Annotated in this window: 16 protein-coding genes and 1 pseudogene; 10 read left to right on the forward strand and 7 right to left on the reverse strand. The window is 59.7% G+C overall.

Annotated features, from left to right (window positions below; genetic code table 11):
- The first annotated feature begins 132 nt into the window (after positions 1 to 132).
- The 9 genes and pseudogenes from D3871_RS06580 to D3871_RS06620 form a co-directional block, all read left to right on the forward strand.
- Positions 133 to 1839, forward strand: coding sequence for a DUF1302 domain-containing protein (locus tag D3871_RS06580; RefSeq protein WP_119768163.1), 1707 nt, complete (start codon positions 133 to 135; stop codon positions 1837 to 1839).
- 9 nt (positions 1840 to 1848) lie between these two features.
- Positions 1849 to 3204, forward strand: a complete 1356-nt coding sequence (locus D3871_RS06585; RefSeq protein ID WP_119768164.1) for a DUF1329 domain-containing protein — start codon at positions 1849 to 1851, stop codon at positions 3202 to 3204.
- 9 nt (positions 3205 to 3213) lie between these two features.
- Positions 3214 to 4293 (forward strand): WD40/YVTN/BNR-like repeat-containing protein, encoded by a 1080-nt coding sequence (locus D3871_RS06590; protein WP_199724736.1) that lies wholly within the window; start codon positions 3214 to 3216, stop codon positions 4291 to 4293.
- Between the two features lie 249 nt (positions 4294 to 4542).
- Positions 4543 to 6993 (forward strand): efflux RND transporter permease subunit, encoded by a 2451-nt coding sequence (locus tag D3871_RS06595; RefSeq protein WP_119768165.1) that lies wholly within the window; start codon positions 4543 to 4545, stop codon positions 6991 to 6993.
- Between the two features lie 12 nt (positions 6994 to 7005).
- Entirely contained in the window at positions 7006 to 8058 is a 1053-nt protein-coding gene (locus D3871_RS06600) for a YeiH family protein (RefSeq protein WP_233575535.1), read from the forward strand.
- A 53-nt stretch (positions 8059 to 8111) separates the two neighbouring features.
- Positions 8112 to 9764, forward strand: a complete 1653-nt coding sequence (locus D3871_RS06605) for a 3-(methylthio)propionyl-CoA ligase (protein ID WP_119768166.1) — start codon at positions 8112 to 8114, stop codon at positions 9762 to 9764.
- A gap of 126 nt (positions 9765 to 9890) precedes the next feature.
- Positions 9891 to 13343 (forward strand): pyruvate carboxylase, encoded by a 3453-nt coding sequence (locus D3871_RS06610; protein WP_119768167.1) that lies wholly within the window; start codon positions 9891 to 9893, stop codon positions 13341 to 13343.
- A gap of 219 nt (positions 13344 to 13562) precedes the next feature.
- Entirely contained in the window at positions 13563 to 15260 is a 1698-nt protein-coding gene (locus tag D3871_RS06615) for a methyl-accepting chemotaxis protein (protein WP_119768168.1), read from the forward strand.
- Positions 15245 to 15394: pseudogene (locus D3871_RS06620) on the forward strand (IS3 family transposase); the annotation flags it as partial. The gene D3871_RS06615 and the pseudogene D3871_RS06620, both read left to right, overlap by 16 nt.
- A gap of 387 nt (positions 15395 to 15781) precedes the next feature.
- Here D3871_RS06620 and D3871_RS06625 read toward each other — a convergent pair.
- From D3871_RS06625 to D3871_RS06655, 7 genes are all read right to left on the reverse strand, one after another.
- On the reverse strand, positions 15782 to 17068 hold the full coding sequence (locus D3871_RS06625; RefSeq protein ID WP_420799656.1) for a TRAP transporter large permease: 1287 nt from the start codon (positions 17066 to 17068) through the stop codon (positions 15782 to 15784).
- Positions 17069 to 17086: 18 nt separating this feature from the next.
- Positions 17087 to 17599, reverse strand: coding sequence for a TRAP transporter small permease (locus D3871_RS06630; protein ID WP_119768171.1), 513 nt, complete (start codon positions 17597 to 17599; stop codon positions 17087 to 17089).
- Between the two features lie 59 nt (positions 17600 to 17658).
- Complete coding sequence (locus tag D3871_RS06635; RefSeq protein ID WP_420799628.1) at positions 17659 to 18645, reverse strand: TRAP transporter substrate-binding protein; 987 nt, start codon at positions 18643 to 18645, stop codon at positions 17659 to 17661.
- Positions 18646 to 18752: 107 nt separating this feature from the next.
- The gene (gene otnI, locus D3871_RS06640) at positions 18753 to 19562 is read right to left on the reverse strand and encodes a 2-oxo-tetronate isomerase (protein ID WP_119768172.1); all 810 of its coding nucleotides are present in this window, start codon (positions 19560 to 19562) and stop codon (positions 18753 to 18755) included.
- Positions 19563 to 19602: 40 nt separating this feature from the next.
- Positions 19603 to 20244, reverse strand: coding sequence for a 3-oxo-tetronate 4-phosphate decarboxylase (gene otnC / locus D3871_RS06645; RefSeq protein WP_119768173.1), 642 nt, complete (start codon positions 20242 to 20244; stop codon positions 19603 to 19605).
- Positions 20241 to 21515, reverse strand: a complete 1275-nt coding sequence (otnK, locus tag D3871_RS06650; protein ID WP_119768175.1) for a 3-oxo-tetronate kinase — start codon at positions 21513 to 21515, stop codon at positions 20241 to 20243. Before otnK ends, otnC begins: the two co-directional genes overlap by 4 nt.
- Positions 21516 to 21706: 191 nt before the next feature.
- Complete coding sequence (locus tag D3871_RS06655) at positions 21707 to 22441, reverse strand: FadR/GntR family transcriptional regulator (protein WP_233575536.1); 735 nt, start codon at positions 22439 to 22441, stop codon at positions 21707 to 21709.
- Positions 22442 to 22774: 333 nt separating this feature from the next.
- Between D3871_RS06655 and denD the strand changes: the two genes are divergently transcribed.
- On the forward strand, positions 22775 to 23761 hold the full coding sequence (gene denD, locus D3871_RS06660; protein ID WP_119768178.1) for a D-erythronate dehydrogenase: 987 nt from the start codon (positions 22775 to 22777) through the stop codon (positions 23759 to 23761).
- Positions 23762 to 23922: the final 161 nt, after the last annotated feature.

The following is a 23922-nucleotide window of genomic DNA, read 5'->3' on the forward strand; positions in this document are numbered from 1 at the left end:
CCCGTCGCTGGGGGGTATGCGTGCGATTCCTGTCTTGATAATCGGCCTGAGTGCATTCCGGGTGGGGTTGGGCGTACGCGGAAAAGCCACTTTGCGGACCAACTTAATTACAAGAGGAAAGGGCGGGACAAAATGAATAAAAGGAGACACTCGATTGGCGGGATGCGCTTGCATCCGATTACCATGGCGGTCAGCATGGCATTCGTTGCGGCCGGCAATGCCGCTGCCTTCGAGATTGATACAGGCAATCCGGACGTTTCCGTTCGTTGGGACAACACGGTTCGCTACAACGCCGCTACGCGCGTTGGAGAAAGAGACAGCAGAATCGCCAATAACCAACTGTTCGATGAGGGCGACTTCATTTTTGACAAGGGCGATCTGGTGGCCAACCGCTTCGATCTGCTGACGGAACTCGACGTTGTCTACAAAAAGAATTTTGGTTTCCGCGTCAGCGCTGCAGGCTGGGCCGACGGCGCCTATGGCTCTGCCAGCAAGGCCAATCCCGCGCTGCCTGCTATCACAAACAGCTACATCAATCAGCAATTCAGCAACTACACCAAGCGCTTTTACAAAGGCCCGTCCGGCGAGATCCTTGACGCCTTCGTATTTGCCGGTTTCGATGCTGGCGACGTCCCTGTGAAACTGAAATTGGGTAGCCACACGGTGTTCTGGGGTGAGTCGCTATTCCTGGGCGGTGCGTTGCACAGTGTCTCCTATGCACAGAACCCGCTGGATCTGCAAAAGGGTTTCGCGACACCAGGCGTGGAAGCAAAAGAGCTGTTCCGTCCCCTCAATCAGATCTCCGGTCAGGCACAAGTGACCGATGACTTGTCAGTGTCCGCCCAGTACTTCCTGGAATGGGATTCTTACCGCTACCCTGAGGGTGGCACCTACCTCGGCCCGGCCGACTTCGGATTCAATGGCCCGGACCGCGTCTTTGCCGGACCGCCACTGAACGTCGTCACCCGCGCCAATCCGCTCGAGCCGAAGAATAGAGGCGAATTCGGCCTCGCCGCCCGCTGGTCGCCTGAGGCGCTCGACGGCACGGTTGGTTTTTATTATCGCAAGTTTGCCGACAAGCTCCCGCAGCCGCTCATCACCCAGCTTGCCCCCACGCCGCAATACAGGCTCGTCTATGCCGACGATGTCGATCTGTTCGGCGTTAGCCTGGCCAAGAACATCGGTGGTGTAAGCGTTGGTTCCGAGCTTTCCTATCGCCGCAATACACCGCTGAGCGCACGTCTTCTGGGTCCGGCGCCCGGTATTCCAGCGCAGGGCGAAACCAATGGTCCGCGTGGCGATACCTTTCACGGCCTTATCAATGTCCTGGGAACAGTTGCCAAGACACCGCTGTTCGACTCCGCCAGCTGGTCAGGCGAGTTGACCTGGGCCCATTGGGACAAGGTGCGTAGCGGTGCGTCACTGTTCAACGCAGAAGGACAAGGCTTTTTCTGCACCGTCAACATTCCGGGCGTTGGTGCAAGGGCAGGCAACAAGGACGACGGTTGCGCGACGAAGAACTTCTTCGGTATGGCCCTGGCCTTTACGCCGACCTGGTACCAGGTCATGCCTGGCGTAGACCTGTCGATGCCGATCACTTATTCGCGCGGCTTGAAGGGCAACGCGCCAACCATCTTCGGCGGTAACGAAGGCAACGGCAACTACAGCGTCGGCCTTGGCGCCGATATCTTTGCGAAGTATCGCGTTGACCTGAAATACATCGGCTATTACGGTCGCCTCAACACCTACGGCACCCCCACGGTGGTCAGCCAAAACGGCTTTTCGAGCGTGCTGCAGGATCGCGACTTCGTCAGCCTGACATTTAAAACTACCTTCTAGGAGACATAGATGCAATTCAAGAAGACAATACTGCTTGCCGCGCTCGCTGCGCTTGGCTCAGGCGCCACCAGCATCGCGTTTGCCGGCGTTTCGGCCGACGAAGCGAAGAAGCTGGGTACAAGCCTGACGGCCGTTGGCGCCGACAAGGCGGCTAGTGCGGACGGCGCGATCCCGGCTTACACAGGCGGCATGACCACGCCGCCGGCAGGGTTCAAGAACGGCGACGCCATCCGTCCTGACCCGTTTGCCAGCGAAAAACCCGTGTTCTCCATCGACGCGAAGAATGCGGACAAGTACGCGGGCAAACTCACCGAAGGCGCGAAGGCCCTGTTGAAGAAGAATGGGGACTACCGCATCGACGTGTACCCCACGCATCGCACCGTTGCTTTCCCCAAGTTCGTTGAGGAAAATACGGCCAAGTGCGCAGTAAGCGCCAAGGCGACCAACGACGGCCGCTCCATGGAAGGCTGCCACGCAGGCTTCCCGTTCCCGATTCCGAAGAGCGGATTCGAGGCAATGTGGAATCACCTGTTGCGCTTCAACTTCCCGTCGACCATCAAGTACCGCAACTGGAACGTGGATTCTTCGGGCCGGCCGATCATCTCCACCGAAGGCACCATTGTCCAGGAATTCCCATACTGGGATAAGGACAAGGCGGAATCGGGCATCTACTATCGCCAGCGCATCAACTACTCTGGACCTGCACGCCGTGCCGGCGAGGCGATGATGATCGTCGATCCGCTCGACTATGCGCAAAAGGATCGTCGCGCATGGCTGTACCTGCCGGGTCAGCGCCGCGTGAAGGTGGCGCCGGACCTCGGTCATGACACGCCGAATCCCGGTACCGCCGGCGCGAGCACGTTCGACAACACCTTCCTGTTCAATGGCTCGATGGATCGTTTCGAGTTCAAGCTGGTCGGCAAGAAGGACATGATCGTTCCGTACAACACCTACAAAATGGCTTATGCCTCCAAGGCGGAAGACCTGTTCAAGGCGAAGTTCCTGAACCCGGATATCGTTCGCTGGGAACAGCATCGCGTCTGGGTCGTCGAGGCGACCCTGCGCGAAGGCAAGCGCCACATCTACAACAAGCGCACGTTCTACCTGGATGAAGACTCCTGGGCAGTCGTTGCGTCGGACGAGTATGACGCACGTGGCCAGCTTTATCGCGCCGGCTTTGCGTATATCACGCCGTCCTATGAGGTACCGGCTCCGAGCCCCGATCTGCATGGCATCTACGACCTGGTCGCAGGCGTCTATTCGCTGATCGGTTATACCGCGGAAACCGGTGGCATTCGCCCGGGCAAGGCATTGGCCGATCGCGAGTGGTCACCCGACTCCCTGGCTGGCAGCGGCATCCGCTAATTGCGAGTCATGCGTAATCTACTGATGGCGGCAAATCTGGCCGCACTCGCCCTGGCGCTTCCCCTGGCTGCTTCGGCAGCCTCTTTCCAGGACGTGCTCGACACGCCCGCGAAAGAGAGCGCCTTGGCCACGAAGTCCCTGCTCAACGGTGTCGTCAGCGCTGGCAAGCGTGTGGTCGCCGTTGGCCAGCGGGGCCATATCGTGTACTCGGATGACGAGGGCAAGTCGTGGCGCCAGGCCGGCGTGCCGGTCAGTTCGGACCTGCTTGCGGTGACGTTTTCGTCGCCGCAAAAAGGCTGGGTTGTCGGCCATGACGGCGTGGTGCTGCACACCGCCGATGGCGGCGCAACCTGGGTCAAGCAACTGGATGGACGCAGCGCCGGCAAGCTCATGGCCTCGTTCTACGCAAAGCAGGCTGCGACGGGCGAACTCGGTTCGCCCGAGCAGTCGGCGGCGCTGTTCGATGAAGCCGAGCGTCTTGCCAGGCAGGGCGCAGAGAACCCCTTCCTCGACGTCTGGTTCGCCGATGACAACACGGGCTTTATCGTTGGTGCCTTTAACCTGATCTTCCGTACCGGCGACGGCGGCAAGAACTGGGAGCCCTGGTTCCATCGCACCGAGAATCCGACTCGCATGCACCTATATGCGGTCCGCCAGGTCGGCGGCGCGCTGTACATCAGCGGCGAGCAGGGACTCGTGCTCAAGCTCGACGAGGCGGGTAACCGCTTCGCGGCCATGGATACCGGCTACAAAGGGACCTACTTCGGCGTGAACGGCAGCAAGGACGCCGTCGTCGTTTTCGGCCTGCGCGGCAATGCCTATCGCAGCATCGATGGCGGCAAGCAGTGGGCGAAGATCGAAACCGGCTTGCAGGACGGGATTACCGGCGCCACAAGCTGTGGCGACAACCGCCTGATCCTGGTCAGCCAATCGGGTCGCATGCTGGCGAGCGACGACGCTGGCGAGCACTTTCGTCCGGTCAAGCTGGATCAGCCGGGGCCCGCTTCGGCTGTCGCCTGTACGTCAGGCGATGTTGTGGTCATCGCCGGACCACGCGGCGTGCGCGCACACGCATTCAACAATAAATAAAACACGACGTAACATGCCGGCGCACGCAAGCCGTGTGCCGGTGTTCAGATAGAGCAGTTTGAGTATCAGTGTATGGGTTCTGCCGCGTTGCTCGGGGGCGATTGCGGCGTTGCCAATGCTCGCCAGGGAACCACCCTGTCTGCGCGTGGCGCCTTGCACTCACCCCCGATCAACACGGCAGACCGCTGCGCTACCCGCACACTGACACTCAAACTGCTCTAAAAAAACATATCAGGAGATGTGAACGAAATGGCTGTTTCTACAGATTTGACAGATCGGATGCCGGTCGTGCGGTCGCTTGAGGATTTCGACCAGAAATCCGGCAGCGCATTGGAACGGCTGATTTTCAACCATCGCCTGATCGTGATGATTGTCTGTGCGGTCATCACGCTGCTGCTCGCAGCCGGTGCGGCGATGAAGCTGACGCTCAACGCCAGCTTCGAGAAGATGATTCCGCAGACTCAGCCATACATCAAGAATTATCTCGACAACAAGAACGAATTGCGCGGCCTGGGCAATGCGCTGCGCATCGTTGTCGAAAATACCAATGGCGACATCTTCGATCCCAAGTATCAAGAAGCCCTGCGCAAGATCAATGATGAGCTTTTCCTCACCCCCGGTGTAGACCGCGCGTGGCTGAAGTCCTTGTGGACACCCGGCGTGCGCTGGAACGAAGTCACCGAGGAAGGCCTGCGCGGCGGCCCGGTGATGCCGGACTCCTATGACGGATCGCCGAAAGCCACGGAACAGCTTCGCCTGAATATCGCGCGCGCCGGCATTGTCGGACGCATGGTCGGCAATGACTTCAAGTCGAGCATGATTATCGTTCCCTTGCTGGACAAGGACCCGGCCACGGGAAACCCTATCGATTATCGTGCGCTGTCGCGCGTGCTTGAAGACAATATCCGCGCCAAGTTCGAGCATGACTCTGGCGGGAACGTGCGCATTCACATCGTCGGTTTCGCCAAGTTGGTTGGCGACCTGATCGACGGCCTGAACCAGGTGATGAGTTTCTTCGCCGCTGCTGCGCTGATCGCTATCGCCATCATCTACCTGTATACGCGCTGCGTGCGCAGCACCTCGCTGGTCGTTGCCTGTTCGGTGGTCGCAGTAGCATGGCAGCTTGGCTTGGTCGCGTTGCTCGGCTTCGAGCTCGATCCCTTCTCGATCCTCGTGCCTTTCCTCATTTTCGCGATCGGCGTCTCGCACGGTGCGCAGAAGATGAATGGCATCATGCAGGACGTCGGGCGCGGCACGCACCGCCTGGTGGCGGCGCGCTACACCTTCCGTCGCCTGTTCCTCGCGGGTATGACGGCGCTGCTGGCCGATGCGGTCGGATTCGCCGTGCTGATGGCGATCGATATTCCGGTGATCCAGGATCTTGCACTGACCGCCAGTCTCGGCGTTGCGGTCTTGATCTTCACCAACCTGATTCTCTTGCCCGTGCTGTTGTCTTACACCGGCGTCAGCGCGAAGGCCGCCGAGCGCAGCCTGCGTGCCGAACAGGAAACAGCAAGCGGCAAGGGCTTGGCCGCGGCATGGGGCTGGCTCGATCGCTTTACCGGCCGTGGTTGGGCGCTGGCCGCAATTCTCGTATCGCTTGGCTTGGGCGTGGGCGGCTTCCTCGTCAGTCTGCAATTGAAGATCGGCGACCTCGAAGCTGGTGCCCCCGAATTGCGTGCCGATTCCCGCTATAACCGCGACAACGCCTACATCGGCGCGAACTACTCGCTTTCCAGCGACCAGTTTGCAGTCATCGTGAAAACGCCGGCGGAAGGTTGCCTCAACTACCAGACACTGGTTGAGGCCGACCGCCTCGCGTGGGAGTTGCAGCAACTACCGGGTGTGCAAACCACGGTTTTCCTCGGCAATGCGGTCCGGCAGATCACCGCCGGCTCCAACGAGGGTAATCCGAAATGGCTGACGCTGGCGCGCAACCAGGATGTGCTGAATTATGGCGCCCAGCAGGCAGCGGTCAATAGCCCGGACCTGTTCAACAACAATTGCTCGGTGATGCCGGTGATCGCCTACCTGACCGACCATCGCGCCGAGACGCTCAGCCGCATCGTCGCCGAAGCCAACCGCTTCGCCGCCGAGCACTCGCAGCCGGATCGCCAGTTCCTGCTGGCCGCAGGCAATGCCGGCATCGAAGCGGCGACGAATATCGTCGTCCAGCAAGCCAATCGCACCATGCTGCTGTATGTCTATGGCGCGGTGATCCTGCTGTGCTTCGTGACCTTCCGCAGTTGGCGCGCGGTCGTGGTGGCGGTGCTGCCGCTGGTGCTGACCTCGATCCTGTGCGAGGCGCTGATGGTCATGCTCGGCATGGGCGTGAAAGTGGCGACCTTGCCGGTGATCGCGCTGGGCGTGGGTATCGGCGTCGACTACGCGCTCTATCTGCTCTCCATCCAGCTCGCGCAGCAGCGCGCCGGCGCGTCGCTCGCCGTCGCGTATCAACGTTCGATCCAGTTCACCGGCAAGGTGGTGGCGCTGGTGGGCGTGACGCTGGCAGCCGGCGTGGTGACCTGGGTCTGGTCGCCGATCAAATTCCAGGCTGACATGGGCATCCTGCTCACCTTCATGTTCGTCTTGAACATGATCGGTGCGCTGGTGTTGATTCCCGCACTCTCGCACTTCCTGCTCAAGGGAGCGACCAAGAGCGAGGCTCCAGCGGCCGTGTCGCTGGCGACAGGAACTTAAGGATAGAAATACATGCACATGCAACAGGCTTCCGAGGTGCCGAACAATACGGTGAGAAAAATGCGTCTCTACTTTGCACAGCGAATCCCGCAGTGGCAGATTCTTTGGCCCGGCGTATTGACGGCAATCACCATCGGCCTGGCGGCGGCGTTTGTCGCCGAACACCAGGGCGGCCCGCGCCTGTTGTACGCGCTGTTCTTCGGCATGGCGTTCAACTTTGCCGCCACCGGGGAGAAGGTCAAAGCGGGAATCGAGTTTACGTCCCGCCAGATCCTGCGCTTCGGCGTCGCGCTTACCGGCGTACGCATCACGCTGGATCAAATCGCTTCGATCGGACCAGTGTCCATCTCCATGGTGATTGCTGGCGTCGTGCTGACGATTCTTTTTGGCGTACTGCTCGGTCGTTTGTTGCGCCGTCCACTAATCGAGGGCGTGCTGACCGGCGGTGCGGTGGCAATCTGCGGTGCGTCCGCAGCGCTTGCGATTTCTGCAGTATTGCCGCGCAATGAGGAAAACCAGCGCTTCACCCTCTTTACCGTGGTCGGCGTGACGACATTGTCGACCGTGGCAATGATTACCTATCCGGCGCTGGCGAACTTCTTCGGACTCGATCCGAACAGCACTGCGATATTCCTCGGCGGCACCATCCACGATGTCGCGCAGGTGGTTGCCGCCGGCAACATGATCTCGCCGCAGGTAGGTGATGGCGCCACTTTCGTCAAGCTGACGCGGGTTGCAATGCTGCTGCCGGTAGTCGCAGTGCTCTCGCTGATTTTCAGGAATGGTGGAGGCGGGCAGGGCGCCAAGCCGCCCTTGCTGCCGGGCTTCCTGGTCGGATTTGCGGCGCTCATCGCAATCAATAGCATGGGCTGGATTCCACAGTGGGCGGTCCAGGGCGCGACGAGCCTGTCGAGCTGGTGCCTGGTGGTATCGATTGCCGCGCTGGGAGTCAAGACCTCGTTCCAGCAACTGGCCACGCTGGGCTGGCGTCCGGTCTTGCTGCTGGTGACTGAAACCCTGTTCCTGGCGGCCCTGATCATGGGCGGCTTGATACTGACTCATTGACCCCAGTCCATACGGCAGATCGCGAAATTCGCTTAATTCATATCGGAGATTTTATGTCGCAAACCACACAGAGCCCACTGATGGGCCAGATGATGAGCCAGCCTTTGCTCATCTCCAGCATCATCCGGCATGCGGACCGTTATTTCGGCAACGCCGAAATCGTCTCGCGTCGCGTCGAAGGCGACATCCATCGCTACACCTACCGCGACTGCCACAAGCGCGCGCGCCAGATAGCCAATGCGCTGGGCGGCTTCGGCGTGAAGATGGGCGAACGCGTCGCCACGCTGGCCTGGAACGGCTATCGCCACATGGAGTTGTATTACGCAATTTCCGGTTCTGGCGCCGTCATGCACACGATCAATCCACGCTTGCACGCGGAACAGATTGCCTACATCGTCAATCATGCCGAAGACCAGTACCTGTTCTTCGACCTCACGTTCTTGCCGCTGGTCGAGGTGTTCGCCGCGCACTGTAAGACGGTCAAGGGCTTTGTACTGATGTGCGACAAGGAGCGCATGCCGGCCATCAGCAGGATTCCTAACCTGCTGTGCTATGAAGACCTGATCGCGAACAATTCTGATCAATACGAGTGGCCGCTGTTCGACGAGAATTCCGCCTCCAGCCTGTGCTACACCTCCGGTACCACCGGCAATCCGAAGGGCGCGCTGTACTCGCATCGTTCTACCGTGCTGCATTCGCTGGCCTCGGTGATGCCGGACGTATTCAATCTTTCCGCCCGCGATGCGGTGTTGCCGGTCGTGCCGATGTTCCACGTCAATGCATGGGGTTTGCCGTATTCGGTGCCGATGGTCGGCGCGAAGATGGTATTCCCCGGTCCGGCGCTGGACGGAAAATCAGTCTATGAATTGTTCGAGCAGGAAAAGGTGAGCTTCTCCGCCGGCGTGCCGACCGTGTGGTTGGGCTTGCTGAACCATGTCGCCCAGAACAACCTGGAGTTCTCCAGCTTCAAGCGCACCGTGATCGGCGGCTCGGCTTGTCCGCCGGGGATGATGAAGACGTTCCGCCATCAGTACGGCGTGGAAGTCGTGCATGCCTGGGGTATGACCGAGATGTCGCCATTAGGTACCGCTTGCACCTTGCAAGCGCACCACTTGGATCTGTCGGACGACCAGCAGCAATCGATCCTGGAAAAGCAGGGGCATGCGGTGTTCGGCGTCGACATGAAGATCGTCGACGACGACGGCAGTGAATTGCCGTGGGACGGCAAGACCTACGGCAACCTGCTGGTCAAGGGGCCGTGGATCATCGGCAGCTATTTCAAGAGCGAGAGCGGCGATGTACTGGAACACGGCTGGTTTCCGACCGGAGACGTGGCGACCATCACCGAAGACGGTTACATGCAGATCACCGATCGCAGCAAGGACGTGATCAAGTCCGGTGGCGAGTGGATCGGTTCGATCGATCTGGAAAACATCGCGATGACGCATCCGGCTGTGCAACAGGCGGCATGCATCGGCGTGTTCCATCCGAAGTGGGACGAGCGTCCGATGCTGGTAGTGGTGAAAAAGCCGGACGCGGAAGTCAGCAAGGAGGAACTGATCAAGTTCTATGAAGGCAAGATCGCAAAATGGTGGACGCCGGATGACGTGGCGTTTGTCGATGCGCTACCGCTTGGAGCCACCGGCAAGGTCCTTAAGAACAAGATGCGCGAGCAGTTCCATGGGTACAAGCTGCCGACGGCTTGAATCGCGCCGCGTTGTCACTCCCTCCCCTTGAAGGGGCGGGAATATCAATGAAATCGGCCACTATTCCTGCCGCGGTATCCGACTGATACGGCGGCATTTCAAATTCCAGCATTGGTAGCCCCAGAAATGAAGATCCGCAAGATTCTAGTTGCAAACCGTTCCGAAATCGCTATCCGCGTCATGCGTGCCGCTGCCGAGTTGGGCATGCGCACGGTGGCGATATATGCCGCCGAGGATCGCTTTGCACTGCACCGTTTCAAAGCCGACGAAAGTTATCTGGTCGGCGAAGGCAAGAAGCCAATCGCCGCTTACCTCGATATCGACGACATCATCCGCATCGCCAAGGAAGCCGGCGTCGATGCGATCCACCCCGGTTACGGTTTCCTGTCCGAGAACCCGGACTTCGCCGAAGCCTGCGCGACGAACGGCATCACCTTCATTGGACCAAAGCCGGAAGTCATGCGCACGCTGGGCAACAAAGTCGCCGCCCGCAATGCGGCGATTGCTGCCGGCGTGCCGGTCATGCCGGCTACCTCGGCCTTACCGCACGATATCGAACAGACAAAGAAGCTCGCGGCCGCGGTCGGCTATCCCTTGATGCTGAAAGCCAGCTGGGGCGGCGGCGGGCGCGGCATGCGTGTGATCGAATCCGAAGCCGATCTGCCCGGCCAATTGGAAGTGGCGCGGCGCGAAGCGGCAGCCGCCTTCGGAAATGACGAGATGTATCTCGAAAAGCTGGTGCGCCGCGCGCGCCACGTCGAAGTACAGTTGCTCGGTGATACCCACGGCAACCTGGTGCACCTGTACGAGCGCGACTGCTCCGTGCAGCGCCGCAACCAGAAAGTGGTCGAGCGCGCCCCTGCGCCTTACCTTGACGACAAGAGCCGGGCCGAGTTGTGCGACGCCGCGCTGTGCCTCGGTCGCGCAGTGAATTACACCCATGCCGGCACCGTCGAATTCCTGATGGATGCCGACACCAACCAATTCTATTTCATCGAAGTCAACCCGCGCATCCAGGTCGAACACACCGTCACCGAGCAGGTCACCGGCATCGATATCGTCAAAGCGCAGATCCATGTGTCCGAAGGCATGAAGATCGGCGACAAGGATGTGCTTGGCGCCGCCATTCCGCTGCAATCCGAGATCGCGCTGAACGGCCACGCGCTGCAATGCCGCGTCACTACCGAAGACCCGGAAAACAATTTCACGCCTGACTACGGCCGCCTCATTGCCTACCGCAGCGCCGCCGGTTTCGGCGTACGCCTCGATGGCGGAACCGCCTATGCAGGCGCGGTCATCACGTCGTACTACGATTCGCTGTTGGTCAAGGTTACTGCCTGGGCATCGAGCTCGGATGAAGCGATTGCACGCATGGACCGCGCATTGCGCGAATTCCGCATCCGTGGCGTGTCCACCAATTTGCAGTTCCTTGAAAACGTGATCAACCACGCGCAGTTCAGGTCCGGCGAATGCATCACGCGCTTCATCGATACCACGCCGGAGTTGTTCCAGTTCGCCAAGCGGCGCGACCGCGCGACCCGCCTGCTGCGCTTCATCGGCGACGTGGTGGTCAACGGCAATCCGGAAATGAAAGGCCGGAAGGGCATCGACGGCGTGTTGCCGTCACCGATCCTGCCGGCCGCGCACCGCGCCACCCCGATCACGCCGGGAACGAAGGATCTCTTCAAGCAACTGGGCGCCGAGAAATTCTCGCAGTGGATGAAGGACCAGAAGCAGGTCCTGCTGACCGATACCACCATGCGCGATGCGCACCAGTCGCTGTTCGCGACCCGCATGCGCACCGCCGACATGCTGGCGATCGCGCCATATTACGCGCGCATGCTGCCCAATCTGTTTTCGCTCGAATGCTGGGGCGGCGCGACCTTCGACGTCTCGATGCGCTTCCTGAAGGAAGACCCGTGGGAACGCCTGGCGAACTTGCGCGAAGCAGTACCCAACATCCTGTTCCAGATGCTGCTGCGCGCATCCAATGCGGTCGGTTATACCAACTATGCCGATAACGTGGTCAAGCACTTCGTGCAGCAGGCCGCAGCCGGCGGCATCGATGTGTTCCGCGTCTTCGACTCGCTGAACTGGGTCGAGAACATGCGCGTTGCCATCGATGCCGTGCGCGAAACCGGCGCACTGTGCGAAGGCACGATCTGCTACACCGGCGACCCGTTTGATTCGGCCCGTCCGAAATACAGCCTGCAGTACTACGTCAACATGGCGAAGGAACTGGAACGTGCGGGCGTCAACATCCTGGCGATCAAGGACATGGCCGGCGTCTGCAAGCCGCATGCGGCGCGCGCGCTCGTTAAGGCTTTGAAGGACGAAGTCGGGCTGCCCATCCATTTTCACACGCACGACACCAGCGGTATTGCCGCCGCCTCGGTGCTGGCCGCAGTGGAAGCCGGTTGCGATGCGGTCGATGGCGCGATGGATGCGATGAGCGGCCTGACATCGCAACCGAATCTCGGCGCGATCGCCTCGGCCCTTACCCATACAAGGCACGATCCGAAATTGGACAAGCAGGCGTTGTTCGACATCTCCCAATACTGGGAAGGCGTGCGCCGCCAGTACGCGCCGTTCGAGGCGGACATGCGCTCTGGCACCTCCGACGTGTACCGCCACGAAATGCCGGGCGGCCAATACACGAACCTGCGCGAACAGGCGCGCGCGATGGGCATCGAGCACCGTTGGACCGAAGTCGCGCAAGCCTACGCAGATGTCAATCAACTGTTCGGCGACATCGTGAAAGTTACGCCGACGTCGAAAGTGGTCGGCGACATGGCGCTGTTCATGGTCGCCAACGACCTGACGCCGGCAGACGTGCGCAATCCGGACAAGGAAGTCGCCTTCCCGGAATCGGTGATCTCGCTGTTCAAGGGCGAGCTTGGCTTCCCGCCGGACGGCTTCCCGAAAGAATTGGAAAAAAAGATTCTCAAGGGCGGCGCGCCGATGCAGGGGCGCCCCGGCGCAAACCTGCAACCGGTCGATCTGGCGCAGGCGAAAGCCGATGCAGAAAAAGCGGTCGACCGTAGCATGACCGAACAGGAACTGGCCTCCTACCTGATGTATCCGAAGGTGTTTCGCGACTACGCGGAGCATCGCCGCCAGTATGGCGACGTCAGCGTGTTGCCGACGCAAGTGTTCTTCTATGGCCTGAAGGAAGGTCAGGAAATCTCGGTCGACATCGACAAGGGCAAGACGCTGGTGATGCGCCTGCAGGGCCGCACCGAGCTTGAGGAAGAGGGACAAAGCAAGCTGTTCTTCGAACTGAACGGCCAGGCACGCATGGTACGCATCGACCGCGCCGGCGCAGCCAAGCAAGTCACGCATCCAAGGGCACAGGACGGCAACCCCGACCATATCGGCGCGCCGATGCCGGGCATGGTGGTGACGCTGGCGGTCAAACCCGGACAGAAAGTGGCCAAGGGCGATCCACTGGTGTCGATCGAAGCCATGAAGATGGAAACCATGATCCGCGCCGAGCGCGATGCGGTGGTCCAGCATACGCATGTGAAGCCGGGAATGGTGGTGGCGGCGAAGGACTTGTTGTGCGAGCTGGGGAGTTGAACCGGGGCGCTAGCGTCATGTTCCGTAAGTTCGTTGCAAAAATAAAAGTGGCGAAATCGCGTCGAGACAAGGAAAAAAGCGCAGCAAGGGTGGCCCCCTTGCGAGCATTTTTGACGCTGGATCGGCGTGATTCTCGCCATCTTTTATGCAACGAATTTGCGGGACAGGACACTTGGTTCGATGGATATTAATTAACTTTGATACGAAAGCGGGCGTCAGATGAACTTCAACAACCTGGGCATTTCTGCCAAGCTGTGGCTCGCTGTATCGGCCATGCTCCTGGCGTTGGCATCGATGATAGTCGTGGCAGTCACTCGCTCGGCCGCGGCGCAACACAAGGCGGATGTCCTGTACATCCAGAATGACGCCAAGATACGCGCCGCATCCCAGTGGGACAACCATGTTGCCGTCGAACTGGCGCGTGCGCATGCCACCGTCATCAGCAAGGGCAATGAAGTCGAAGCCGCCTTCAAATCCATGAGCGACGGCGATGCCAAAAAGTACCTCGAGTTGCAAAAGAGCCTGGAAGAAATGCCGTTGTCGCCGGACGACCGCGAACAGATGAAAAAGATCGCGGGCGAGCGCGACGCCATGCGACAGTCGCTGGATAAAGCGCTTGCCCTCAAGCGTGCGGGTGACGCCGATGGTGCCACGGCCTTGTTCGATCGCGAGTGCAAGCCCTTGATGGACAATTACCTGCAGTCGGTGCGCGATTTCGCACGCATGCAGCAGATAGCCGCCGACAAGGTGCGCGCGATGTTTTCTGAAGCACGGCAGAGCAACCAAAAGATCGCGGTGATGACGACCGTGCTGATCATTATTTTCTCGATTGCCGGTACCGCTATCCTGATCCGTTCGATCCGCCGGCCATTGACGCGCGCCGTCGAGGTTGCCAATCGCATTGCGCAGGGCGACCTGTCGACGGTCGAAGAAACGAAACGCGGCGACGAGTTCGGCGAGATGATGAGGGCACTCAAGGCAATGAATGAGAGCCTGGTGAGGATCGTGTCCGAAGTGCGCAGCGGCGCCGATGCCATCGCCACCGCATCCAGCCAGATCGCCGCCGGCAACCTGGACCTGTCATCCCGCACCGAGCAGCAAGCCGGTTCTCTGGAAGAAACCGCCTCTTCGATGGAAGAGCTGACCTCTACCGTGAAGCAGAATGCCGACAATGCGAGCCAGGCAAATCAGCTGGCGGCCTCCGCTTCCGAAGTGGCGATCAAGGGTGGTGTTGTGGTATCGCAAGTGGTCGATACGATGAATGCAATCAACCAATCATCGAAGAAAATCGTCGACATCATCAGCGTGATCGACGGCATCGCCTTCCAGACCAACATCCTGGCTTTGAATGCGGCGGTCGAGGCGGCGCGCGCCGGCGAACTAGGGTGCGGCTTTGCAGTGGTCGCTGCGGAAGTGCGCAGCCTTGCACAACGCTCGGCCGGCGCCGCCAAGGAAATCAAACAGCTGATCGGAGACTCGGTCGAGAAAGTCGATGCCGGCGGCAAGCTGGTCGGCCAGGCGGGCTTGACGATGGACGAAATCGTGGCAAGCGTGAAGCGCGTTACCGACATCATGAGTGAGATCGCCATCGCCAGCGCCGAACAGACCTCGGGTATCGAGCAGGTCAATCACGCCATCACGCAAATGGATCAAGCCACGCAGGAAAACGCCGCGCTGGTCGAACAAGCCGCCGCTGCGTCGACGACGATGCAAGAGCAGGCAAGCAAGCTGGCGCAAGTGGTCGGCGTCTTTAATCTGGCGGGCGTGCAGGCGAGCAGTGCTCCCGTGGCCATGGCCGTAGCCGTCGGGCCGTCGCATGCGTCCCGGATGGCGACGCCTGTGCGCGGATTGTCTGCGACGCCACGTGTTGCGCTTGGGCGCGCCTCGCACGCGAAATGGATACCCATGCGGAAATGAAGGCCGTCAGTTTCGAATACATTGAAGTCTTTTATAATCGAATCCGCCAGCATTCGGCACTCGGGTACCGGTCGCCAATTCAATATCTCGATCGCTGGAGGAATGCGCAAAATCAGGAAAAACTCGCTGCATAAAATTCACCTGATGGCGGACGAAATATCGAGGGAACCTCAATCATGCAAGACGTCACCCTGATCGTACCTGCCGCTACCGCACCACATCTCGACGCTACCATCTGCGCCTTGGCGAGAGGGCGTGAAAATACGGTAGCCTGTCATAACTCATGTCGACTGATCCCGAGCACCCCCTCATGGCTTCAGTCCCGAGCACCCCCTCATGGCTTCAGTGCCAGATCATCCCTGTGTGCTTGATTTCAGGTATGTCCTCCCAGCGCCGCTGCTACAGGTGGCGATGCCCATATCGAAGCCAACGTTATGGTATCCCGTCCGACGCACACCAATGTTGCCATGCCGCTCCTGATTTTCGGTAGATGTGTGCCGGGCAGGAGCGGAACCTGCGGTTCATTTAAAACCGAGCAAATTAGGCAAGCCTGTCGACAGCGACGGAATAAAAGTGAGCAGCATCAGCACTACGCCGTGGGCCATCAAGAATGGCTTGAGTTCGCGCGTCAGGTCCGCAAGCGGGATCTTGGCCACATTGGAGGTGACGAACAGCAATCCACCCACCGGAGGCGTGATCATGCCAAGGGTCAAGTTGAAGATAACGATCATCGCAAAGTGGATGGGATCGATGCCTGCCGCCGCCGTGACCGGCGCAAGAATCGGCACCAGCACCATGACGCCCGGCAGCGGTTCGATAAAAATGCCGAAGACGAGCAGCAGGATGTTGATCGCGACCAGCAGCATCCATGGCGACAACTGCAGCTGGGCAATCCATTCTCCCATCGTGTAAGGAATGCGCTCGACGGTAAGAACCCAGGCAAAGGCCGCGGAGAAGCCGATGATGATCAGCACTGATGCAGTCAGCAAGGCGGAACGGATCAGGATGTGCGGCAATGCCTTCCATTCCAGCGTACGATACATAAACTTGCCGCAAATGAGGGCGTAGAACACCGCGACGACGGAAGCTTCCGTCGGCGTGAACCAACCGGCACGCATGCCGCCCAGGATCAATACCGGCAGCATCAGCGCCGGCACTGCCTGAAGGGTATTGCGCCAGACTTCATTCCAGGGAGGAAATGCGCCGTCGCCGCGATAATTGCGCTTGTTTGATATGTGCCAGTTAACCACTGACATCGCGATGGCGATCAGGATGCCGGGAACGAAGCCGGCGACGAACAGGGCGCCGATCGATACCCGCTCATCCTGCAGTCCATAGATGATCATGATGATCGATGGCGGGATGATGGGGCCGACAATCGCCGTTGAGGCGGTCAGTGCGCCTGAGTAGGCACGGTCGTAACCGGCCTTGTCCATCATCTTGATCATCATCGATCCCGGGCCCGCCGCATCGGCGAGCGCGGAACCGGAGATGCCCGAGAAAAAAGTCAGCGATGCGATGTTGGTGTAACCGAGGCCGCCGCGTTTGTGTCCGACGAACTGCGAAGCGAAACGCAGAAGGACCATCGTCAGTGACCCTCCGCTCATCAGTTCGGCGGCGAGGATGAAGAACGGGACCGCCATCAGCGGAAAGCTGTCGATGCCGGTGAAGGTTTCCTTCAGTACCACGATCATGGGGAACTTGCCGACGGCCAGCACCGCGATACTAGTGGCAAGACCAAGGGCAAAGGCGACCGGCATGCCGATGGCCAGCAGCGCGCAAGCGCCGATGACGAGAATTAGACTCATGCTCATGTTATTTCCTGTCTACAGCGATGCGCTCGAGGTGGCGTCGAAGTCTTCGTCCGCGATGAATTCGCGGTGCAGCAGCCATTCACGCGCGATCAGTATCAAATGCATCAGCATGAGCGCGGCGCCGATCGGCATGGCGAGATAGATGTAGCCGAACGGAATTTCGGTGGCTGCGGTCGTCTGTACCATGGTGCGTTGCGCATAGTCCCAGCCGTGATAAACCAGAAGCAGCAGGAAAGCGACCAGCAAGGCGAACACTACGCCGCGCATCGCGCGCGCGCCGGTGGTCGGCAGGGCATCCTGCAGATTGTCGACGGCGATATGGCCGCCGCTGCGCAGCACCAGTCCGCCGCCGATGAATGTCAGCCAGATCATCATGTGGCGCGATACCTCTTCCGACCATGGAATCGAGGCATCCGTCACATAGCGCATGACGACGTTGGTAAAGACAATGATCGACATGGCCGCGAGCAGAAAGATCAAGATCCAGCGGTTGATCGCAATGAACACTTGTTCAAATTTGTTCATGGGAATTCCAGAATGTTAAAAAGCCCCGCAAGCTGCGGGGCGGTGTTCTGAGAGGCCGATTATTTGTTTTCCCGAATCTTGTCCAGGTTAGCCTTGCCGAACTGCTTTTCGAATTCAGCGAAAACCGGCGTCAGCGCCGCCTGATACTTTGCCTTGTCAACCTTGTCGACCACCTGCATGCCCTTGCTGCGCAGATCGTTGACGGCGGTCTTTTCATCCTGATCGACGCGGTCGCGGTTGGCCTGGGCGGCAACCTTGGCGGCGTCCAGGAAGGCTTGCTTGTCAGTTGCGGACAGCTTGTCGAACACGCCCTTGTTCATCAGGAAGACGCCAGGCGAATAGACATGGCCGGTCAGCGTCAGGTGCTTCTGGACCTGTTCGAACTTGTTGGCGGTGATGACCGACAGCGGGTTTTCCTGGCCGTCGACGGTGCCCTGCTGCATCGCTGAAAATACTTCGGTAAAGGCCATCGGAGTCGGAATGATGCCGAAGCCTTTGTAAGCCTGGATATGGACCGGGTTTTCCATGGTGCGCAACTTCAGGCCGCGCAAGTCTTCCGGATTGATCACCGAACGCTTGTTGTTGGTCATGTGACGGAATCCGTTCTCTCCCCACGCCAGCGCCTTGAAACCCTTGCTCTCAAACTTTTTCAGCATATCCTGTCCGATCGAGCCGTCCAGCACTGCGCGTGCATGCGCGTAGTCGCGAAACAGGAATGGTACGTCGAAGATCTTCACTTCCGGCACGAAGTTGGGAATCGGACCGGTCGACGTCCAGGTGAGTTCCTGGGTGCCGAGCTGCACGGCTTCGGTCGCCTCGCGTTCCGCACCCAGCGCGCCGCCGTAGAAGGCCTGGATCTTGTAGCGGCCGTTGGTACGCTTCTCGACTTCCTTGGCCAAGGTGTCGATGGCCACACCCTGGTGAGAATTCTGGGCAGTGGAAACGCTGATGCGCATCACGGTTTGCGCTGAGGCGGCGGAGGATGCGAAGCCAAGTGCCAGTGCGGATACGGCAAGGGCGACAGCGTTCAGACGGATAGTTTTCATGCTAAGTCTCCTGAAAAAATCTAGTTAAAGTAGAACAAACGACATTGCTTATATCGTGTATCAACATCGGCAACCCGGGTAAGGGATGCCGGTGATTCCTCAGCCGGCTATGCTTCCCGGTTGATCGTCTTGCCGGCCTGGCTGGCATACTGCTTGAACCAACCCAATCCATCTACCGTGCCCTTGGCAGGACGGTATTCGCAGCCTAGCCAGCCGGAATAATGGAGTTCGTCAAGCAGCCGGAACAGGTAGGGGTAATTGATCTCGCCGGTATCGGGCTCGTTGCGTTCCGGTACGCCGGCAATCTGGATATGGCCGATATGGGGCAGATAATGCCTTACCTTCATCGCGATATCGCCTTCGACGATCTGCACATGATAGAAGTCCATCTGCACTTTCAGATTGACGACGCCGATCTCTTCGCGGATCGCATGTGCCTCGGCCTGGGTGTTCAGGAAGTATCCGGGAATGTCGCGCGTATTGATCGGCTCCATCAGGATCGTGATGCCATGCTTCGCCGCTTCGGCGCAGGCATAGCGCAGATTGGAAATAAAGGTGGCGCGCGCAACGGCATGGTCACCGCCTTCAGGAAGCAGGCCGGCCATCACATGCAGACGCGGCGTGGCCAATGCCTTGGCGTAAGTCAGCGCCTTGGCCACGCCTTCGCGGAATTCCGCCTCGCGGCCGGGCAGGGAGGCGATACCGCGTTCCCCTGCAGCCCAGTCACCGGGGGGCATGTTGAAGAGCACGTTTTGCAAGCCGTTGTCCTTGAGCGCGGCCGCGACTTCTTCCGGCGTATGCTCGTATGGGAACAGGAACTCCACGGCAGTAAAGCCGGCCTCGGCCGCGGCGGCAAAGCGCTGCAGGAAAGGCACTTCATTGAACATCATCGTTAGATTGGCGGCGAATTTCGGCACGATCTTTCCTTTTAGTCTGTTCTTTGTTCGTTTAAATGAATCACGTCTGGTCCAGCTTGAAAACCTGCCGCAATTCCTCGATCTGCTCATCATTGAGCGCGCGAGGATTGTGGCCGCGCAGGAGCAGGAACAACTTGGCCGTTTCTTCCAGTTCTTCCGTCGCATACAGCGCCGCTTCGAGGTTCTTGCCGGATACCACCGGTCCATGGTTGGCGAGCAGTACAGCGTTATGCTTTGCCGCGAGACCACGGATCGCGTTGCCCAGTCCGGGATCGCCGGGACGGTGATAAGGAATCAGCGGCAGCTTGCCGATCTTCATGACGAAGTAGGCGGTCAGCGCCGGGATGCAATCGCAGGCATCCAGCCCCGACATGCAAGACACCGCTGCCGAATGCGTGGAGTGCAGATGGACGATGGCGCCAGCGCCGCTGCGCTCTTCATACATTGCGCGGTGCAGGAAGGCTTCCTTGGAAGCGGGGTCGCCCGAGATCAGGTTGCCCTGCCAGTCAAGCTTCGACAGTTTCGCCGGATCGAGATGGCCGAGCGAGGCATTGGTTGGCGTGAGCAGCCAGCCATCATCGAGGCGAACACTGATGTTGCCGCTGCTGCCGGTGGCCAAGCCACGGTCGTACAGCGACTTGCCGCATTCGCAGATATGCTCGCGCAGCATGGATTCGTTCATTGCAGCACACTCCAAGCCTTGGTGAAGAAATCCACGCTGCCGAAGTTGCCCGACTTGAGCGCGAGCGCAAGCGGCTTGCCGCCCAGCGTGGTGGTCCACGGCACGCCGGGATCGATCTGCGGACCGATATGCAGGCCGGTCACGCCAAGCGCCTTGACCACCGCACCCGATGTCTCGCCGCCGGCCACCAGCATCTGACGCACGCCGCGTTCGACCAGGCCGCACGCGATAGCGGCAAGGGCTTCCTCGACCAAATGGCCTGCGCGTTCGACGCCGAGGCGTGCCTGCACGGTCTTGACCGCTTCCGGTGCAGCGGTCGCATAGATGAGCGGCGGTCCATCGGCATTGGCCAGCCGGGGCTCAGCCCATGCAAGCGCCTTCCCGATGAGATCTTCGCCGTCCGCCAGGCGCAGCGGATCGATCGCGAAGCCGGGCCGGCCCGATGCGATGAAATGCGCGACTTGCGCATTGGTCGCCACCGAGCAGCTGCCGGAGATGACGGCGCGCGCGCCTTGCGGCACATCGAGCTTGTCAGCGACAGCGCCGTCGTCGAGCAAGCCCGCCCTGCGGAAATTCTGCGGCAGGCCGAGCGCGATGCCAGAGCCGGCCGTCACCAGCGGTAGGTCTGCCAATGCTTCGCCGATGCACATCAGGTCGTCGTTCGAGACGGCGTCGACAATGGCGATCTGGACGCCTTCACTCTTCATGGAAGCGATGCGCGCCGTGATGGCAGCGCCGCCGCGTGCGACGACGTCATGGTCGATCAGGCCAACCTTGCGCGAAGTCTGCCGCTGCAGTACTCGCATCAGATTGGGGTCGGTCATCGGTGTGAGCGGATGGTTGCGCATGCCGCTTTCGCTTAGCAGTTCGTCGCCGACGAACAGATAGCCCTTGAATACGGTGCGCTTGTTTTCGGGAAAAGCCGGGCAGGCGATCGTGAAGTCGGTGCCGAGCGCATTCATCAATGCATCCGTGACCGGTCCGATATTGCCCTGATCGGTGGAATCAAAAGTGGAACAGTATTTGAAATAGAACTGGCGGCAGCCCGCGTCATGCAGCCAGCTCAGCGCGGACAGCGATTCCTGCACGGCTTCCTGCGGCAGCGTGGTGCGGGATTTCAATGCGATCACGATGGCATCGACGTCCTGCGGCGGTGGACCGACCGGCACACCGATCATTTGCACGGTGCGCATGCCGGCGCGCACCAGCATGCCGGCCAGATCGGTTGCGCCGGTAAAGTCGTCAGCGATACATCCAAGTAATAAGGTCATGATGCGTGTTCCATTATGCTTGCGGGAGTTCTCATACCAATCCCAACCCATAACGTGACAAATGAAATCGATGGATTTTTTCGATTGGCAAGGCGCGGGAGGAGTCAATAGCCATGCTATTGACGACGAGTGCAACGCGGCCAGGCGGGGAAAGACGTGATTTCATGTCATGTTATGAGTTGGGATTGGTATTACTGCCTGTCCTTTGCAGTGCGCCGCCGGGCGGGCTTCTTCGTCCCGCCCGCGATGAAACCCGGATCGATGTTGCGAATGCGGTGAGACGACATTTCCATATGCTTGCGGGCAGCTTCGCGCGCAGCGTTGGCGTCGCGCCTGACAATGGCGTCATAGACCGCCTGATGCTCGTCGAGCACCTGCTGCTTGGTTTCGTCGCGTTGGGCTTCCCACGTGCGGGTCAGCTTGATCGTCCCTTTCAGAAACTGGCCGAGATAGTCCCATAGCGCAAGAAAATGCGGGTTGCCGGTGGCACGCGCGATGCTGCGGTGGAATTCGATATCGGCGGCTACGCCGTCGCCGCCTGCGGCCACGTCGGCGTCGATCGCCGCCAGCCGCGTGCCGATCTCCTCGATCTCCTCCTTGCTTGCGCGCTCCGCCGCCAGTGCGGCAATCTCCGATTCCATGCCGCGCCGCAGCTCGGCTACCTGCAGTACTTCCTGTACCGAATCCAGCACGCTCGACTCGATCCTGAATGGCCGGTCTGGTCCTGCTTCGCGCACGAAGACGCCGCTGCCTTGGCGCGACTCCACCAATCCTTCAGATTTCAGCCGGGACACAGCCTCGCGCATCACGGTGCGGCTGACTCCGAAACGCAGTGCCATCTCGCCTTCGGAAGGAAGGCGGGATTTCGGCGGGTAGGTCCCTTTAAGGATGAGGTCCTGGAGGATCTTCGTGATGCGTTCAGGCATCTTTGCCGGAGCCTCAAGGGGAGCGACCTGGAACATGGGGTCATTAATCATGCGCGGTTATCAGAAAGCCAAGTAAAAATCAGATGAAAGCGAAGTCGAGCACTACAGATGAATCACAGATATTGGCATTGATGATTGCATCATATGCGCTTATCATATAACTTCACAACTTAAACCACAACTGGATTTATCGGCACGACGGTGCAATTGCGTAAAGGGATAGTGCAAGCGATCCCCGGGGCAACTGCTGAGCAAGCGCCGTAATCGCAGTGACCACAAAGCGCGCAGCGCCTGCATGGCGTGTGCTGCCGCCCAATTTTTTTGAGGAAAAGCATGGAAGTTCTGATTACGGGAGGCGCGGGCCTCTTGGGAGCCCGATTGGCCAAGCAGTTGCTCGAGCGCGGCACGCTGGCGGATGCCCAAGGCAAGCAGGCATCGATTTCGAAGATTACGCTGCTGGACGTCGTACCGGCGAAGGGATTTTCCGATCCGCGTATCAATGTTGTCACCGGGGACATTGCGGACGCAGCCATGATCGAAGAGGTGCTGACGCCGCGGACCAGTTCCGTTTTTCATCTGGCAGCCATCGTCAGCGGCCAGGCGGAAGCGGAGTTCGAACTTGGCATGCGCATCAACTTCGATGCCACACGGCTGATCCTCGAGCGCGCCCGACACAACGGCAACAAGCCGCGCGTCGTGTTTACGTCCTCGGTCGCGGTGTTTGGCGGCGATTTGCCAGCGCAGGTGCCCGATACCCAAGTGCTTACGCCGCAGAGTTCCTATGGCGCGCAGAAGATAATGGGCGAACTGTTGGTCAACGATTACAGCCGCAAGGGCTTTATCGATGGCCGCGCACTGCGCATGCCGACTGTCTGCGTGCGTCCCGGCGCGCCGAACAAGGCTGCCTCCAGCTTCGCCAGCGGCATTATCCGCGAACCGCTCAACGGCATCGAGGCAGTATGTCCTGTCTCGGCCGATACTCCGATGTGGCTGCAGTCGCCGCGTTATGCGATCAACAGCCTGATCCATGGGCATGACATCGACGGCAGCGCATTCGGCAGCAGCCGCGCTCTCAGCCTCCCCGGCCTCGCCACCACGGTACGTGAAATGGTCGCGGCGTTAGAACGTGTTGCTGGCGCCAATGTCGTCAAGCGCATCCGATGGGAAGAAGATCCGGCAATCATTCGGATCGTGAACTCATGGCCCGGCAATTTCATCACGAAACGCGGCGATGCCATGGGCTTCCAACGGGATGCCGATTTCGACAGCATCATCCGCAGCCATATCGAGGATGAACTTGGTGGCAAGGTCGCGGGTTGATGCTGAGAGCCCGATAAGCAAGCCGCGTTAGCCAAGATTCGCAAAAGAAACGCTTGTAGGCATTACCTTGGGCGTTTACAGAGGCTAGACAACTTTTGCGCTGACGGTTGGCGCGGCATGGTGGTACTTTCCGCCAGGGCTTTGACGCCATCCGAGCGAAG

The sequence above is a fragment of the Noviherbaspirillum saxi genome (genome assembly GCF_003591035.1).
GTDB classification, from domain to species: domain Bacteria; phylum Pseudomonadota; class Gammaproteobacteria; order Burkholderiales; family Burkholderiaceae_D; genus Noviherbaspirillum; species Noviherbaspirillum saxi.